Source organism: Paraburkholderia sp. GV068, assembly GCF_003058125.1.
GTDB classification, from domain to species: domain Bacteria; phylum Pseudomonadota; class Gammaproteobacteria; order Burkholderiales; family Burkholderiaceae; genus Paraburkholderia; species Paraburkholderia graminis.
This window is the reverse complement of the sequence record NZ_QBUB01000007.1, coordinates 121,306-135,986: the sequence shown is the minus strand read 5'-3', so window position 1 is coordinate 135,986 and position 14,681 is coordinate 121,306. Positions and strand designations below refer to the sequence as shown.

The following is a 14,681-nucleotide window of genomic DNA, read 5'->3' as shown; positions in this document are numbered from 1 at the left end:
ACCGACATGGAGGAGACGCGCATGGCCCGTTACGACGAAAGCACGAGAGACGCACTCGCGGATGCGTTCAACCGCGACGGCTTCGTGCTGTTGCGCAATCACTTTCCGCGCGCGACGATCGAAGCGTGGCGCGACGCATTCGCGCCGCTGCTCGAGCCTCATGTCGAATCGGACGCGAACGGCAATCGCGGCCCCGGCCGCTATTACGTGACGCTGCCGTTCGAAGGCCTCTTTGCCGATCCGGCCATTGCCTGCGATGAAGACATCGTCGGTATCGTGGAGCGTGTGGCGGGCCACGATCCGGTGATGTGCCAGCTTGCCACCGATACGCCGGTGCTCGGCTCGCAGTTCCAGGACTGGCATCGCGATACGCCGCCGCTCTTTGACGACGCGCCGGAAACGCCGTCGTTTCAGCTTGCGGTCAACTTCCCGCTCGTGGATGTCGACGATAGCAATGGGCCGCTCGAGACGACGCGCGGCACGCATCGCATCTCGCGGGAAGAAGCATTGGAAGGTCTGGAAGCGGGGCGCTTCCGAGCCGAGCGCGTGCCGATGCAGGTCGGCGACGTGATGATCCGCGACGTGCGCGGGCTGCATCGCGGCACGCCGAATCTGACCGGCGTGCCGCGTCCGATGGTCGTGATCGGCTATAGCCGCGGGTGGTATTTCCGGCCGGAAGTGCATATCGACGTGCCGCGCAAGGTGCTCGCCGAACTGCCGCCGCGCGCGCGGCGTTTGTTGCGCTTTAATCCGGTCGTCGAAGAAACCGCGCGCACCTTCGATGAAAACTACCGGCAATTTGCTTATTGAGCGCGTATTGAGCGGCGAGGCGCAAGGACGCTCTATTGAGCCATAGCTTCGCAGCATCTCGACACGCCGCTATTCGCGCACGCGCCGCGCAGCTATGATTGGAGCAGGGCGGCGCCTGGCCTATTCAAAAGCGCCGTCCCGCTGCGTCGAAACTGGTGAAGATTGTGTTTGCCGCGTTGGCGGCTCGTGGTTGAAGAAAGCGGTTGAACAAAGCGGTTGAACAAGCGGTTGAACAAAGCGCCTTTTGCAGGTCCTGGAAACAAACCAGAACGAAGGGGAATGCCGTGGCCAGCTACGATCGCAATCACGAGGTTCCGTTCAACACAGGCCGGCGGCAGTTTCTCGGCTACACCGGCGCCGGCGTGCTCGCCGCGATGCTGCCCGGTTGCGGCAGCGACGAGGTGCAGTCGACGCCTTATCAGCAGACCATTGCACTCGGTCAGCAGATGATCCAGCAGGTCGTCAGCGATCCGTCGACTCCCGTCGCGGCAATCTCCGTCGCGATGGTCAAGGGCAACGCGGTGGTCTGGCAGCAGGCGTTCGGTGTGGCGTCGGTGCCGGGGCAGATCAAGGCGACGCCGCAAACGCGCTTTAACATCGGCTCCGTCAGCAAGCTGTTCCCGGCGCTGGCGGCGGCGATCCTCGTCGACCGCGGGCTCATCACGCTGGACACGCCGATCGTCAAATATCTGCCGGCCTTCACGATGCTGTCGCCGGAATACGCGCGAATCACCACGCGTCATCTGCTGTCGCACGCATCCGGTTTGCCCGGCACGAACGGGCGCAATCTCTTCACGTTTGAGCCGGTCGCCGGTTACGCCGCCGACACGCAAGCCGAACTCGCCAACTCGCATCTGAAGCATTTGCCCGGCGAGCTGGCCGTCTATTGCAACGACGGCTTCACGATGGTCGAGCAGATCGTGCTCGCCGTGACGGGCCGGAGTTTCGCGGACTTCGTGCAGTCGGAGATTCTCGCGCCGCTGAAGATGACGCACTCCAGCTATCTGACGAGTGTGCCGTCCGATGGATCGTTCTCGCTGCCGTACGTGAAGGGCGCGCAGCATCAGGAATTCGTCAATGCGTACGCGACCGGCGGACTGAGTTCGACACCCGTCGACATGATGAATCTCGCGCAGATGATCTACGGCGGCGGCGTCTTCCAGGGACAGCGCATCGTGTCCGCGGCGGGCATCGCGGAGATGGGCGCCGACCAGACGAAAAGCCTGAGGATCAACCCGTCGCCGGAATGGCGCTGGGGTCTGGGCTGGGACAGCGTGGTCCAGCCCGCGCTCAACGCCGCAGGCGTGCTCGGCTGGGAGAAGGACGGCGGCACGGCGTTCTACTCGACCGAATTTTTCGTCGTCCCCAATGCGAAGTTCGCGCTGATGGTGACCGGCAATGCCGGATACAACGCGCGTGCGATTGCCGAAACGCTGGTGCTGTCGGCGCTGAAGGAAGACGGCACGATCGCGTCGCTGCCGGCGAAGCTCGCCAACACGGCGCCGCCGGCCGCATCGGGGCCGGGCATCGCGGGCGGCGCCGGCATTTACGGCAATTCCGATTCGCCGTATCAGGTGCTCGCCAATGCGAACGGCAGTCTGCAGATCAACCAGTGGGACGCCGATACGCGAGGCTGGGCCGAGATCGGCGCATACCAGTACCGCAGCGACGGCTGGTGGTGGAGCGCTGCCGATACGGCGTCGTACCGCTTCACCGTCGTGTCGGGCAACGACAGCGAGGGCAATGCATTCAACTATCGCTATCTGATGAAGCGGGTCGTGCCGGGCGCGGGCTACGCGTATCTGACGCTGCCGGTCGGCCAGCAACTCGCACCGCTGGCGCCGCTCGACAGCGCGTGGCAGCAACGCGTCGGCACGCAATGGACCTTGACCAACGATTCGCCGAGCGCCGTGCCGATTGTCGTTCTTGGCAATCCGCCGGCGTTTTTCGCGACCCTGGCTGAACTTCCCGGCTACGTGCTGTTCGGCAACGAAGATCTTCGCTACGAACTGTTCGTGCCGGTGAGCGATACGCTCGGCGGCATGTCGGTTAAAGTGCCGGGCAACTTCGGACGCGACCTGTACGAGATTCGCTTTGCGTCGCCTGGCGCGACGACGCTGACGATCGGCAGTTCGATTTACGCTCGTATCTGACGCTGAGTGCGCGCACCGCGGTAAACCGAACGCCGATGTCCCGAGGCCTGATTTGATAATATCTGATTGGTCAGTTATATCGGATCATTCAGGAGGCCTCGCGTGCGTCACTACACCAAAAACAATTTCAGGCTGACGGAGAGCGTGGGCTTCCAGTTGGTGAAGGCGCGCAACCTGATCGTCGCCGAAATGGACGCGGCGCTCAAGGAACTCGACATCTCCAGCCAGCAAATGGGCATCATGCTGACGCTTCGCCAGCGCCTCGCGTCGACGCCGTTCGAGCTGTCGAAAATGCTCGCCATCGATACGGGCCTGATGACGCGCATGCTCGACAAGCTCGAAACCAAGGGCCTTTTGGTGCGCTCGCGCGACGAGACGGACCGCCGCGTGGTCAATCTTTCACTCACGAAAGAGGGCGCCGCCGTCGCCGATCAGATTCCTCACGTCGCGCCCGCTGTGCTGAACGCACGGCTGAACGACTTCACAAAATCCGAACTCGTTGAATTGCGCCGTTTGCTGCGTAAATTCCTGAGCGACTGAACGCGGCGCTCGCCGTCTGCTCCGTCTGCTTCGCCCGTGCCTCCGCAAAACTAAAGACTGTCGCCGCCAATGAAACAATGAGTTCCATGTGGCGCCGTTGATAGTATCTGACATGTCAACTATTGTGTCGGCAGGCAACGAGGAGCAACGCATGTCGCACTATTCAAAGGCTGACTTTCATTTGACGGATAGCGTCGGCTTTGCGATCAGCAAGGCGCGCAATCTGATGGCGATGCACATGGACGCGGCGGTGAAGGGCTTGAATGTGCGCGCGCATCACGTCGGCATTTTGCTGTCGCTACTGCAGGGCATCGACACGACACCGGCGGCGCTGTCGCGTCATCTGGGCGTCGATACCGGCCTGATGTCGCGCACGCTCGACAAACTCGAGACGCGGGGCCTGTTGACGCGCTCGCGCAGCACGGGCGACCGCCGCGTCGTCAACGTCGAACTCACGAAAGCGGGCCGCGACGTTGCGCTGCGTATCGCCGAGATTGTGCCGGATGTGCTGAATGCCCGGCTCGAAGGCTTCACTCGCGACGAATTCAATGAACTGCGCCGTCTGCTTGGCAAGTTTCTGAGCGACTGAGCGCTTTTTTTTAACCATATATCTGACAGGTCAGCAAATGAGAAACGAGTTAAAGAAAGAACGGCGCGCTTCACGGCTGCTGAAAGCGGGTGTGTCGATCATGTTTGCCGCGGTGCTGTCGGCGTGCGCGAATTATGCGGGCATCCACAGCGACGCAAAGACGGCCGGCCCGCAGCAGTACGCCACGCAACAAAGCATTCCCGCCGAACAAGGTCACTGGCCCGCCGCGGACTGGGCCGACCAGTTCGGCGACGCGCAACTGAAAGCGCTGATCGACGAAGCGCTGAAGAGCAGCCCGACGCTCGATCAGGCGCGCTCCCGCGTCTCGGCGGCCGCTGCTTATAGCGAAACCGCGAAGGCCGGCACGATGCCGCGCGTCGACGCGAGTTATTCGCTGACGCGTCAGCAATTCTCGGGCACGGCGCTCGTTCCGCCTCCGTACGGCGGCTCGTGGCAAACGGAAAACAAGGGCTTGTTGAATGCTTCATACGATCTCGATCTGTGGGGCAAGAATCGCGAAGCGCTGAAGGCCGCGATTTCGCAACTTCAAGCGAGTCAGGCCGATGCCGAGGTCGTGAAGCTGACGCTGACGACGTCGATTGCACGCACATACAACCAGCTTGCGCGCCTCTATCTGTTGCGCGACATCGCGCAGCAGGAGGTCACGCAGCGTGAGCAGATCGAGCGCATTACCGCGGGGCGCATTGCGACCGGGCTCGATACCGAAGTCGAACGCAAGACGGCGCAGGCCAATCTCGCGACGAGCCGTGCCGCGCTGAAGTCGCTCGACGGACAGATTCTCGCGACGCGCTACCAGATCGCCGCGCTGCTCGGTGCGGGCCCGGACCGCGGGTTGCAGATTGCGCGGCCGTCGCTCGGTCTCGGCGACGAAGTCCGTCTGCCCGACAACCTGCCCGCCGATCTTGTGAGCCGCCGCCCCGACATCGTGGCCGCGCGCTGGCGCGTCGACGCGATGACGCATGACGTGAAGGAAGCGAAGGCCGAGTTCTATCCCGACATCAACCTGAGCGCGGCAATCGGGCTCGACGCATTCGGCTTTGGCCGCTTTCTGACGGCGGCTAGCCGAACGGCATCGGCCGGCCCGGCAATTCACTTGCCGATCTTCGACGCAGGCGCACTGCGGGCGCAGTTGAAGGGCCGCTACGCCGACTTCGACTATGCGGTCGCGACCTACAACCAGACGCTCGTGACGGCGCTGAGCGAGGTCGCATCTCAACTGGCCAATGTGCGTTCGACCGATGCACAGCTTGTCGATGCACAGGCGGCACAGGACGCCGCGCGCGAGGCCGACAGACTCGCGCTCGTGCAATACAAGGCGGGCCTGACGAATCAACTGACCGTATTGAACGCCGACGTCAACGCGCTTTCCGCCGATCAGGCCGTGGCGAACCTGCGCATGAGCCGCCGCGATCAGCAGATTGCGCTGGCTTCCGCGCTTGGCGGCGGCTTCGTCGATACATCGAACACCGATGCGGGGCGCACGCAAGCATCGAACCCATCCGTTGACGCCGCGCGTTGAGCGGCCTTCCGAATAACCCACGACCGAATCTGCCTGGAGAATCGACATGAGTGAAATCAACACGCCGGAGCGCGCCGCGACGCATGCGGCGCCCGCCAACGTAGACACAGCGACGGCACCCAATGCCGCCGCGGCCACCGCGGCCACCGCGCCCACCGCCGCGAGCGAACCGAATTCGCGCAAGCGCCAACTGCTGCTCACGCTGCTTGGTGCGGCCGTCGTCGTATCGGTCGCGGCATACGGTGCCTATTACATGACCTATGCGCGTTATCACGAGACGACCGACGACGCCTACGTAAGCGGCAATCTCGTGCAACTCACGCCGCAAGTAACCGGTACGGTCGTCGCGGTGAACGCCGACGACACGCAGATCGTGAAGGCGGGCGACCCTGTCGTCACGCTCGATAACGCGGACGCCACAGTCGCGCTCGGCAACGCCGAAGCGATGCTGGGGCAGACCGTTCGCCAGGTGAGCAGCCTGTACGTGAACAACGATTTCTACGCCGCCAACATCGCGCAGAAACAGTCCGATCTGGCTCGGGCGCAAGACGATCTGCGCCGCCGCCAGGCCGTCGCCGACACGGGCGCGGTGTCCGCGGAAGACATCGCGCATGCACGCGACACGGTGACCGCCGCACAGGCCGCGCTCGACGCCGCGCGTCAGCAGGCGGAAGCCAATCGCGCGCTGACCGACCACACGACAATCGAACAGCACCCGAGCGTGCAGGCGGCGGCGTCGAAAGTGCGCGACGCGTACCTCGCCTATGCACGCAACACGTTGCCCGCGCCCGTCACCGGCTATGTGGCGAAGCGCTCGGTGCAGGTGGGCCAGCGGGTATCGCCGGGCACGCCGTTGATGGCGGTAGTGCCGCTCAACGGCGTCTGGGTCGATGCCAACTACAAGGAAAGCCAGTTGCGCAACATGCGTATTGGCCAGCCCGTCACACTGACGGCCGACGTGTACGGCAGCAAGGTCGAATATCACGGCCGCGTGGTCGGCTTTTCGGCGGGCACGGGTAGCGCCTTTGCGACGTTGCCCGCGCAGAACGCGACCGGTAACTGGATCAAGGTGGTTCAGCGTTTGCCCGCGCGCATCGAACTCGATCAGAAGGAACTGCAAGCGCATCCGCTACGAATCGGCTTGTCGATGCAGGTCGATGTGGACACACGCGATAGCACCGGCGCGCAACTCGGCGCGGCCGTGAATACGACGTACCGCACCGATGTCTTCGCGCAATACGGGGCTCAGGCCGATGCGGAGATTCAGAAGATCATCGAGCGGAATAGTGTTGTCGCGCATCCGGGACCGACGGAGCGTGTCGTATCGTCGGCACAGGGCACGCGTGACAAGCGCAACAGCGCCGCCATGCCAAAACGCGCGGGCTGAAGTGCAGAACGTGACGCCGTTCGTTATCGCGTCTTCATTTATCCATTTAGCTGACAGGTCAGATAGATATTGCCGGCCTGTTCGCGACTTCGTACTGGAAGTAAGATGAATTCCTCGACGCAACTCGCACCGCCGCCGCTGAGCGGCGCAAAGCTGGTTCTCGCGACCTTCGCCGTCGCCCTCGCGACGTTCATGAACGTGCTCGATTCGTCCATTGCCAACGTTGCGATTCCGACTATCTCGGGCAACCTCGGCGTATCCGTCGATGAAGGCACGTGGGTCATCACGTTGTTTTCCGCGGCGAATGCAGTCGCCATTCCGCTGACGGGCTGGCTCACGCAGCGCGTCGGTCAAATCAAGCTGTTCGTCGCCGCGATCGTGCTGTTCGTATTTTCTTCGTGGCTGTGCGGGGTCGCGCCGAACCTGGTGATCCTGCTCGCCGCGCGCGTGTTGCAGGGTGCCGTGGCCGGTCCGCTGATTCCGTTGTCGCAAGCGATTCTGCTCGGCTCGTATCCAAAGGAAAAGAGCTCGACCGCGCTGGCGTTGTGGGCGATGACGGCCACGGTCGGCCCGATTGCCGGTCCGGCGTTGGGCGGCTGGATCACCGACAGCTATAGCTGGTCGTGGATCTTTTACATCAACATTCCGGTTGGTCTCTTTGCTGCGGCCGTGACGTGGTTTATCTATCGCGACCGCGAGACGCCGGCGCGCAAACTGCCCATCGACAAAGTGGGTTTGATGTCGCTCGTCGCATGGGTCGCGTCGCTGCAAATCATGCTCGACAAGGGCAAGGACCTCGACTGGTTCAGCTCGCCGGTGATCTGCATTCTCGCGGCAGTGGCGGCGGTCAGCTTCGTGTTTTTCCTGATCTGGGAATTCACGGAAAAGAACCCGATCGTCGATCTCCGGCTCTTCGCGGTACGCAATTTCCGCGGCGGCACGATTGCGATTTCGGTCGCGTATGCGGTGTTCTTCGCGAACCTCGTGATTCTGCCGCAATGGATTCAGGGCTATCTCGGCTATCGTTCGGTGGATGCGGGTCTCGTCACCGCGCCGCTCGGCATCTTCGCGGTGCTGCTCGCGCCCGTGATGGCGAAGATCATGCCGAAGACGGATGCACGCGTGCTCGCGACGCTGGCTTTCGTCGGTTTCGCCGCGGTTTTCCTGATGCGCTCGCATTACACGACGGGCGTCGACACCTATACGCTCGTGCTGCCGACGCTGCTGCAAGGCATTCCGATGGCGCTCTTTTTCACGCCGCTTACCGCGATCATTCTGTCGGGACTCTCACCCGATAAAATTCCTGCGGCCGCCGGCCTGTCGAACTTCGTGCGCGTATTCGCCGGCGGCGTGGGCACGTCGCTGATCACGACGGGCTGGAACAACCGGACGATCCTGCATCACGCGCAACTCGCGGAACAGTCGAGCGTCAACAATCCGGCTTATACGTCCGCGCTCGCGGACATTCATACGACGCTCGGCGGCAACATGGATCAGGCGGCGGCGTTCTTCGAGCGCTCGCTGAATGCACAGGCCGCGATGCTCGGGCTGAACGACATCTTCTGGCTTTCGTCGATGATCTTTATCGTGATCATTCCGCTGATCTGGCTCACGAAGCCGGGCAAGGGCGGTGGCGGCGGGGCGGCGGCAGGCGCGCACTAGGATGCGCGAGGCGACGAGACGTTTGAAGTAGCGAACGTCTCGTCGCGGTTCACTGCTCAGCCACAACCGTTACGCCGCCGACAACCTTACCGACACGCCCGTCCCCGTATAAACCGGCGTCGCCTTGAAGCCGTCGACGGTCACCGTCGAGAACTTCGCCGAGCCGGCCGCACCGTCGATCAGCGCGATGGTGTCGCCGGCTTTCGGCGCATAGCCGTTGACGAACTTCACATGCAGCGTGCCGCCCACGACGCTCAGCGTGCCGCCCACACGCAGACGCCCGCCGCCGTTGCCGTCGATGTCGAGTTCGAGCGTCGTGTTGTCGAGCTGCGTGTAGCGCGTCGCGATCGTCACCGGCACGCCGGCCGCGATCTTCACGCTGCCGCCCGAGCCGACGTACACGTCGCCGTTGCCGAACGCGTTCGCCGAGCCCGCCGCGAGCGTGCCGCCGCTCACTTGCGTGCCGCCCGTGTAGCGGTTGTTGCCCGACAGCGTCAGCGTGCCTGTGCCTTGCAGCGTCAGCTTGCCTGCACCGGCAATATCGTTGCGCCACACGTCGGCCGCATTGAGCCCGCCCTGCGACGCATCCATCGACACGATCACGTTGCCGTTGAACGCGCCATAGCCGTCCGCCGCGGCGAACAGGTTCAGGCGGCCCCAGCCTTCCGCGTCGTCCATCACCGGATAGCCGGACGGCATCTCGGTCGTCTTCAGCACGACGCGCCGCTGGTCCGCGCTCAGGTACGGGAAGCGCGTCTGCAACAGAATTTCCGCGCCCTTGGGCACGAGCGGCGGCGCATCGGTCGATGCGATCGGGCCGAAGCCGAACGTCATGCGGCGCATGAATGCCGCTTTATTTGCGGTGTAATCGGCGAAGCGGTCCGTTGCCGCCGTGCCCGAACGAGCGAATGCGGCGAAGCTCGCGCCGTTGGTCCCGCTGAGCTGCTGCAGCGCCTGGTGAGCCTGAACGTAGGCGGCCTGCGCGTCGCTTGCATACGTGTTCAGGTTCGCCGCGCTGACGGCGAGCGCGAGCATCCGGCCGCCGATCACGTCGAGCGGCGAGTGCATGCCGGCGAGAATCCGGTTCTCGCCGAGTTCGAGACCGCGGCTCACCATTTCCTGGAATCGTTCGGGAACGAGCCACGCCATCGTCGTCGCATCGCGCATCGCTTCGGCCTCATGACCGCTGATGAAGCCGCCGTCGGTCGCGGGTGTCGTGCTTTCCGCGGGAACGAGCGTCGGCGCGACCACGACGCTCGCGCTCCAGCGATACGGCCGTGCGTACTTGTAAAAGCGTTTCGCTGGTTCCGTCGATGCGTTGTTGCCCATCTCGTTGAGCAGATCGACGACCTTGCCGAAGCTCGCGTTCGTGCTGCCGCCGACGCCGACGTTATTGCCCGAGTCGTTGTACAGCACGGTCGTCGCATCCGGCGGCACGCTCGTGATGCTGGTCGTCTGCTGCGCCGCCGTGCGCCATGCGGCGGTGAGCGGGCCCATCCCGTCGGTCACGCTGTAGCCCTTGCCGCGGCGGTCGTCGAAATACGCGGCGTCGGCCTGCTGCGGCGTGCGCGCGGTCGTCGCGTCGATCACGTATTGAACGTTGGCGCTCAGCACCGTGCTGTTCAGGATCGTGCCGCACGGCGTGCCGCTGGCGGGCAAGCCGGAGCAGGTCGACGGCACGATCGCCGGAAACGCGCCGTTTGCCGGCGCGCTCACGCCCGCGTCGACCAGCATCGTCGACGGCTGCCACAGGTCGAGAAAGCGGCTCACGACACGCACTGCGGCGTTGGTCGACAGCGTTGCATAGCGCGCGTCGCCACGCTGGTTGGTCGCGATGTTATCGACGAAGGCGGGCACGCCCGGCACGGGCGCGCTGTCGACGAAACCGGGATCGGCCGGCGGCGCCGGCACGGCCGCGACGGGCGTATTAGTGGCGACGACATCGCCGCCGCCGCCGCAGGCAGCCAGAACGATCGCACTCGACAACGCTGCGACGTGCAGCGGAAAACGGCTTCGTGACGCAAACATGCCAACTCCATCCTGAGGGTCAAAGATGGCGCATTGTCGTGGGCGAACGTGACGTGGAGGTTACGGAGCCGTTTAGCGGGGGATTTGGTGTTGGAGTAGGAGAGAGCGAGGCGACGCTCGCTACTCTTTAGCTGGATCGATGCGCCGGTGTTCAATGGATGTGGCTATCCGGCGCATACATACGCAACAAGCGAGAAAAACGGTTGTTACTTCCCGTACATGTCGAAATCGAAGTACTTCGCTTCGATCTTGCGATACGTGCCGTCCTTGAGCAATTCGGCAATCGCGCCGTTTAACGCGTCGCGCAGTTGCGGCTCCGACTTGCGCACGCCCGCCGCGTCGCCGTCGCCCATGATCTTCGCGTCGTAGACCACATCGCCTGCGAATGAAAAGCCCTTGCCGGCCGGCGTCGCGAGAAAACCCAGCTTGCCCTGCACGGCGTCCATCAGCACCGCATCGACGCGCCCCGCCGTCAAGTCGGAATAAGCCTGGTCGTAGCTCGGATATGCGACCACTTCCACGCCCGACGACGCCCACTTCTCGCGCGCATACGTTTCCTGCACCGTGCCTTGCTCGACCGCCACGCGCTTGCCCGCGAGCTTCGACGCTTCGGGCAGCAGATGCGCGCTGTCCTTCGCGATCAGGCGCGTCTGGTTGCGGTACAGCCGGTCGGTGAAGTCGATCTGTTCGCGGCGTTTCGCGTTCGCCGCCATCGACGAAAGGATCACGTCGAACTTGCGCGCCTGAAGGCCGGGAATCAGTCCGTCGAAACTGCTTTGCACCCACACGCACTTCGCCTTCAGTTTCTCGCAGATTGCATTGCCGAGGTCGACGTCGAAGCCCACGACCGTGCCGTCTTTTGCGATCGATTCGAACGGCGGGTACGTCGGGTCGACGCCGATGCGGATCGTGGTCCACTCCTTGGCCGATGCCATCGTGCTCGCGGCCATCAGGGCGAGCAGGGCGGCGCTCAACATCGTCTTTACGCGTGTGGTCTTCATAGAGGCTCCGTGTGTGATGTGGTGTGGTGTGGGTGTGGTGCGATTCGTTTCGTCTGCGATGGATGGGATCAACTGGGAAATTCGCCGCGAGTGAAGTCGTCGCCGAGCGCGATGGAGTCGGCGATTTCGTCGACCGTAACGGGTTTGATCGGCGCGCGAATGCGGTAGTAGCCGACGTCGCCGACCGCGCGTTCCTGCACCTGCGCGATGAGTTCGCCGACCGTCGCGCCACACCATCGGCCCTGACACGGGCCCATGCCGCAGCGTGAAAACGCCTTCATCTGGTTCGGCCCCTGACAGCCGATTGCCGCGATCGCGCGAATCTCGCCTGCGGTGACTTCCTCGCAACGGCACACGATGACGTCGTCGGCGGGACGGCGCAGCGCGGCAGGCGGCGTGTAGAGCGCATCGAGCAGCGGGCGCACGGCGAGGTGCCGTTTCATCGCGAGCCGCGAGCGGCGGCCGCGTGCATCACGCGACGCGGCATCGAGCGCGCCGAGTTCGCGCGAGATATCGAGTGCCGCAAGCGTGCCCGCGTGCGCAGCCGCTTTCGCGCCGCCGATGCCCGCGCCGTCGCCCGCGATCCAAACATGCCCGACCGTGCTGCGTCCGTGCGCATCGGTGCGCGGGCGCCAGCAGGCCGACGACGCATCCCATTCGTGCTCGCAACCGAGCGAGCGGGCCAGTTGCGTCGACGGAATCACGCCCTGATGCAGCAGCACGAGCGACGTGTCGATCGAACGACGCGTGCCGTGTTCATCGGCGAAATGCACGCGTTCGGCGCGCTCTTCGCCTTCGATCAAGAACGCACTTGCGCCGCGATAAATGGGGATGCCCGCGCGCTTTACCGCGCGCATCATGCGCAGACCCTTCAGCAGATAATCGGCGCCTGCAAGCGCGGGCAGCGCATGAGGCAAGGCGGCGCGCCACGCATCGCGCGGCGTCGTATCGATGATGGCGCGCACACGGCGTCCGGCATTCAGCAACTGCGATGCGAATAACCACAGCAGCGGTCCGCAACCCGCGAGCACCGCGTCCTGCGATGGCGCGAGTCCCGACGACTTGAGCAGCGTTTGCGCCGCGCCGATGCCCATCACGCCCGGCAGCGTCCAGCCGCGCACCGGCCACGAACGCTCCTGCGCGCCCGTCGCGACGAGCACCGCGCGCGCCGAGATGTCGAGCGTGCCGCCAGGTTGCGCACCTTGTGCACCTTGCGCGCGGCGCGTGAGCATCGCGACGGCGCGGCCGTTTTCAAACGCGATCTGCCATACGACGCAGCGCGCCAGATGCTTCGCGCCGCTGGCATCGAAAGCCGCGATCAGCGTGCGTCCGCCGAGATACTCGTCGCCGAGCACATGCGCATCCGTGAGCGGAGACTGCGCGGCGTTGCGATAAATCTGTCCGCCAGGCGCCTCGCCTTCGTCCGCGACGATCACATCGAGACCCGCACGGCGCGAAGCGATCGCCGCCGACATGCCCGCCGGTCCCGCGCCGATGATCAGCAGATCGCACGTCGATTGCACTGGACGCTGCGTCATGCGAGCCTCGCTTTACCGGACATCGCGCGGACCCGCATGCCGTCGCAGACGCGCGTCATGCACGCCTGCACGTTCGGCACGCCGTCGACTTCCACGAGACAGTCGAAGCACACGCCCATCATGCAGAACGGTCCGCGCGGGGCGCCGCTGACGGGCGTGGTCCGGCAGGCGAGCGCGCCGCTTTCGAGCAACGCCGCGGCGACCGTGTAGTGCTGCGGCACATGCCGGTGCGTGCCGTCGATATCGACGCGCACCGTGGGCGCCGGCAAGGTGACGAGAGATTCAAAGTACGTGGGCATCGGTCGAATTCGAAAAACGCGTGGCGACGAAGGGATCAAGTATTGAAGGTCGCGCGCCGCCCGCGATCCACGGCGCGATCACGTCGGCATGGGCGGCGGCGAGCGTCACGCCGCTATGGCAGATGGCGAGGAACGCGCCGGGATGCGTGGACGATTCCTCGTAGACCGGCAGGCCGTCGGGCGTCATGATGCGAAGCGCGCCCCACGCGCGCACGATGCGCGCATGCCCGAGCACCGGAAATGCGGTGCGTGCGCGGCGCGCGATATCGGCCATGACGGCGCGCGTCTGGCCGTCGTCGAAGCCGACGGCTTCGGCAGAATCGCCGAGTAGCACCGAGCCTTCGGGCGTCTGCCGTACGACGAGCGTCGGATAGTCGAGAAACGGCGCGAGCCGCTCCGTCACCATGATCTGGCCGCGCAGGGGCGTGATGGGCGCGAGCATGCCGACCATTGGCGCCAGGCGCTGGTTGTCGAGGCCCGCGGCGAGCACGACGCGTTCGGCTTCCAGCGTGCCGTGCGGCGTATCGATTTCGAAGCGGCCCACATATGGGCGGATTTCGCGGACTTCATGATGCGGCAGATACGTGCCGCCCGCGAGCGCGAAGGCCTGCTGCATCGCGCGCAACGTATAGAGCGGGCTCGCGTGTCCGTCATGCGGCGAGTACAGCGCGCCCGCCAGTTTGTCCGATGCCGAGGGCACGCGCGCCTTCAGCGCATGGATATCGAGCACCTCATAAGTGAGCGACGCGTCGCGCGAGCGAATCGATTCAAGCAATTGCCGGCCCGCTTCGAGCTGCTCGATGGTTTCGCACAACTCGATGCCGCCGGGACGTTCGAAGCCCGCATCGACGCCGGTCTTGCGCTGCAATTGCGCGGCGAACGCGCCCCAGCGCTCGGACGATTCACGCGACCACTGCGCGTAGGGCAGGCACCGGCCGCCCTTGCCTTGTACCCAGACGAGCCCGAAATTGCCGCGTGCCGCTCGATGCGCGGAGTCCGCGCCGTCGCATACGGCCACGCGTTTTCCTGCACGAACGAGCCCATAGGCGATGGCCATGCCGACGAGTCCTCCGCCCGCGATCACGATGTCGAAGCGGCGTGCCGTGTTATGAGCCAGCTTATGCTGCATGAAAT

The 14,681-nt window shown here is 64.5% G+C and carries 12 protein-coding genes; 7 read left to right on the top strand and 5 right to left on the bottom strand.

Annotation, left to right across the window (positions count from 1 at the left end):
- Positions 1 to 21 precede the first annotated feature (21 nt).
- From C8K18_RS16410 to C8K18_RS16380, 7 genes are all read left to right on the top strand, one after another.
- Positions 22 to 810 (top strand): phytanoyl-CoA dioxygenase family protein, encoded by a 789-nt coding sequence (locus tag C8K18_RS16410; protein WP_107708336.1) that lies wholly within the window; start codon positions 22 to 24, stop codon positions 808 to 810.
- 284 nt (positions 811 to 1,094) lie between these two features.
- Positions 1,095 to 2,963 carry a serine hydrolase domain-containing protein gene (locus C8K18_RS16405; RefSeq protein ID WP_375135815.1) on the top strand — a complete coding sequence of 623 codons (1,869 nt, stop codon included), beginning with the start codon at positions 1,095 to 1,097 and terminating at the stop codon, positions 2,961 to 2,963.
- 102 nt (positions 2,964 to 3,065) lie between these two features.
- A complete protein-coding gene (locus tag C8K18_RS16400; protein WP_107708334.1) occupies positions 3,066 to 3,503 on the top strand; it encodes a MarR family winged helix-turn-helix transcriptional regulator in 438 nt (145 codons plus the stop codon).
- 151 nt (positions 3,504 to 3,654) lie between these two features.
- On the top strand, positions 3,655 to 4,092 hold the full coding sequence (locus C8K18_RS16395) for a MarR family winged helix-turn-helix transcriptional regulator (RefSeq protein WP_107708332.1): 438 nt from the start codon (positions 3,655 to 3,657) through the stop codon (positions 4,090 to 4,092).
- Between the two features lie 37 nt (positions 4,093 to 4,129).
- A complete protein-coding gene (locus C8K18_RS16390) occupies positions 4,130 to 5,632 on the top strand; it encodes an efflux transporter outer membrane subunit (protein WP_006051049.1) in 1,503 nt (500 codons plus the stop codon).
- Between the two features lie 46 nt (positions 5,633 to 5,678).
- Entirely contained in the window at positions 5,679 to 7,019 is a 1,341-nt protein-coding gene (locus tag C8K18_RS16385; protein WP_107708330.1) for an HlyD family efflux transporter periplasmic adaptor subunit, read from the top strand.
- Between the two features lie 105 nt (positions 7,020 to 7,124).
- Positions 7,125 to 8,681 carry a DHA2 family efflux MFS transporter permease subunit gene (locus tag C8K18_RS16380; RefSeq protein ID WP_107708328.1) on the top strand — a complete coding sequence of 519 codons (1,557 nt, stop codon included), beginning with the start codon at positions 7,125 to 7,127 and terminating at the stop codon, positions 8,679 to 8,681.
- Positions 8,682 to 8,750: 69 nt separating this feature from the next.
- On the opposite strand, the gene C8K18_RS16375 is transcribed toward C8K18_RS16380, so the two are convergent.
- The 5 genes from C8K18_RS16375 to C8K18_RS16355 all read right to left on the bottom strand — a co-directional run bounded on the left by C8K18_RS16375 (position 8,751) and on the right by C8K18_RS16355 (position 14,676).
- Positions 8,751 to 10,709, bottom strand: coding sequence for a phosphatase PAP2 family protein (locus C8K18_RS16375; RefSeq protein ID WP_107708326.1), 1,959 nt, complete (start codon positions 10,707 to 10,709; stop codon positions 8,751 to 8,753).
- A gap of 206 nt (positions 10,710 to 10,915) precedes the next feature.
- On the bottom strand, positions 10,916 to 11,710 hold the full coding sequence (locus C8K18_RS16370) for an ABC transporter substrate-binding protein (protein WP_006051045.1): 795 nt from the start codon (positions 11,708 to 11,710) through the stop codon (positions 10,916 to 10,918).
- A 68-nt stretch (positions 11,711 to 11,778) separates the two neighbouring features.
- Complete coding sequence (locus tag C8K18_RS16365) at positions 11,779 to 13,248, bottom strand: NAD(P)/FAD-dependent oxidoreductase (protein WP_107708325.1); 1,470 nt, start codon at positions 13,246 to 13,248, stop codon at positions 11,779 to 11,781.
- Positions 13,245 to 13,547, bottom strand: a complete 303-nt coding sequence (locus tag C8K18_RS16360) for a (2Fe-2S)-binding protein (protein WP_107708323.1) — start codon at positions 13,545 to 13,547, stop codon at positions 13,245 to 13,247. Before C8K18_RS16360 ends, C8K18_RS16365 begins: the two co-directional genes overlap by 4 nt.
- The gene (locus C8K18_RS16355) at positions 13,531 to 14,676 is read right to left on the bottom strand and encodes an FAD-binding oxidoreductase (RefSeq protein WP_107708321.1); all 1,146 of its coding nucleotides are present in this window, start codon (positions 14,674 to 14,676) and stop codon (positions 13,531 to 13,533) included. The genes C8K18_RS16360 and C8K18_RS16355 overlap by 17 nt, the downstream gene beginning before the upstream one ends.
- Positions 14,677 to 14,681: the final 5 nt, after the last annotated feature.

Excerpts from the sequence above, each read along its gene's own strand:
- C8K18_RS16360 (WP_107708323.1), bottom strand. The coding sequence starts at position 13,547 with ATGCCCACGTACTTTGAATCTCTCGTCACCTTGCCGGCGCCCACGGTG.
- C8K18_RS16390 (WP_006051049.1), top strand. The coding sequence starts at position 4,130 with ATGAGAAACGAGTTAAAGAAAGAACGGCGCGCTTCACGGCTGCTGAAA.
- C8K18_RS16395 (WP_107708332.1), top strand. The coding sequence starts at position 3,655 with ATGTCGCACTATTCAAAGGCTGACTTTCATTTGACGGATAGCGTCGGC.
- C8K18_RS16375 (WP_107708326.1), bottom strand. The coding sequence starts at position 10,709 with ATGTTTGCGTCACGAAGCCGTTTTCCGCTGCACGTCGCAGCGTTGTCG.
- C8K18_RS16380 (WP_107708328.1), top strand. The coding sequence starts at position 7,125 with ATGAATTCCTCGACGCAACTCGCACCGCCGCCGCTGAGCGGCGCAAAG.
- C8K18_RS16385 (WP_107708330.1), top strand. The coding sequence starts at position 5,679 with ATGAGTGAAATCAACACGCCGGAGCGCGCCGCGACGCATGCGGCGCCC.
- C8K18_RS16410 (WP_107708336.1), top strand. The coding sequence starts at position 22 with ATGGCCCGTTACGACGAAAGCACGAGAGACGCACTCGCGGATGCGTTC.
- C8K18_RS16365 (WP_107708325.1), bottom strand. The coding sequence starts at position 13,248 with ATGACGCAGCGTCCAGTGCAATCGACGTGCGATCTGCTGATCATCGGC.
- C8K18_RS16355 (WP_107708321.1), bottom strand. The coding sequence starts at position 14,676 with ATGCAGCATAAGCTGGCTCATAACACGGCACGCCGCTTCGACATCGTG.
- C8K18_RS16370 (WP_006051045.1), bottom strand. The coding sequence starts at position 11,710 with ATGAAGACCACACGCGTAAAGACGATGTTGAGCGCCGCCCTGCTCGCC.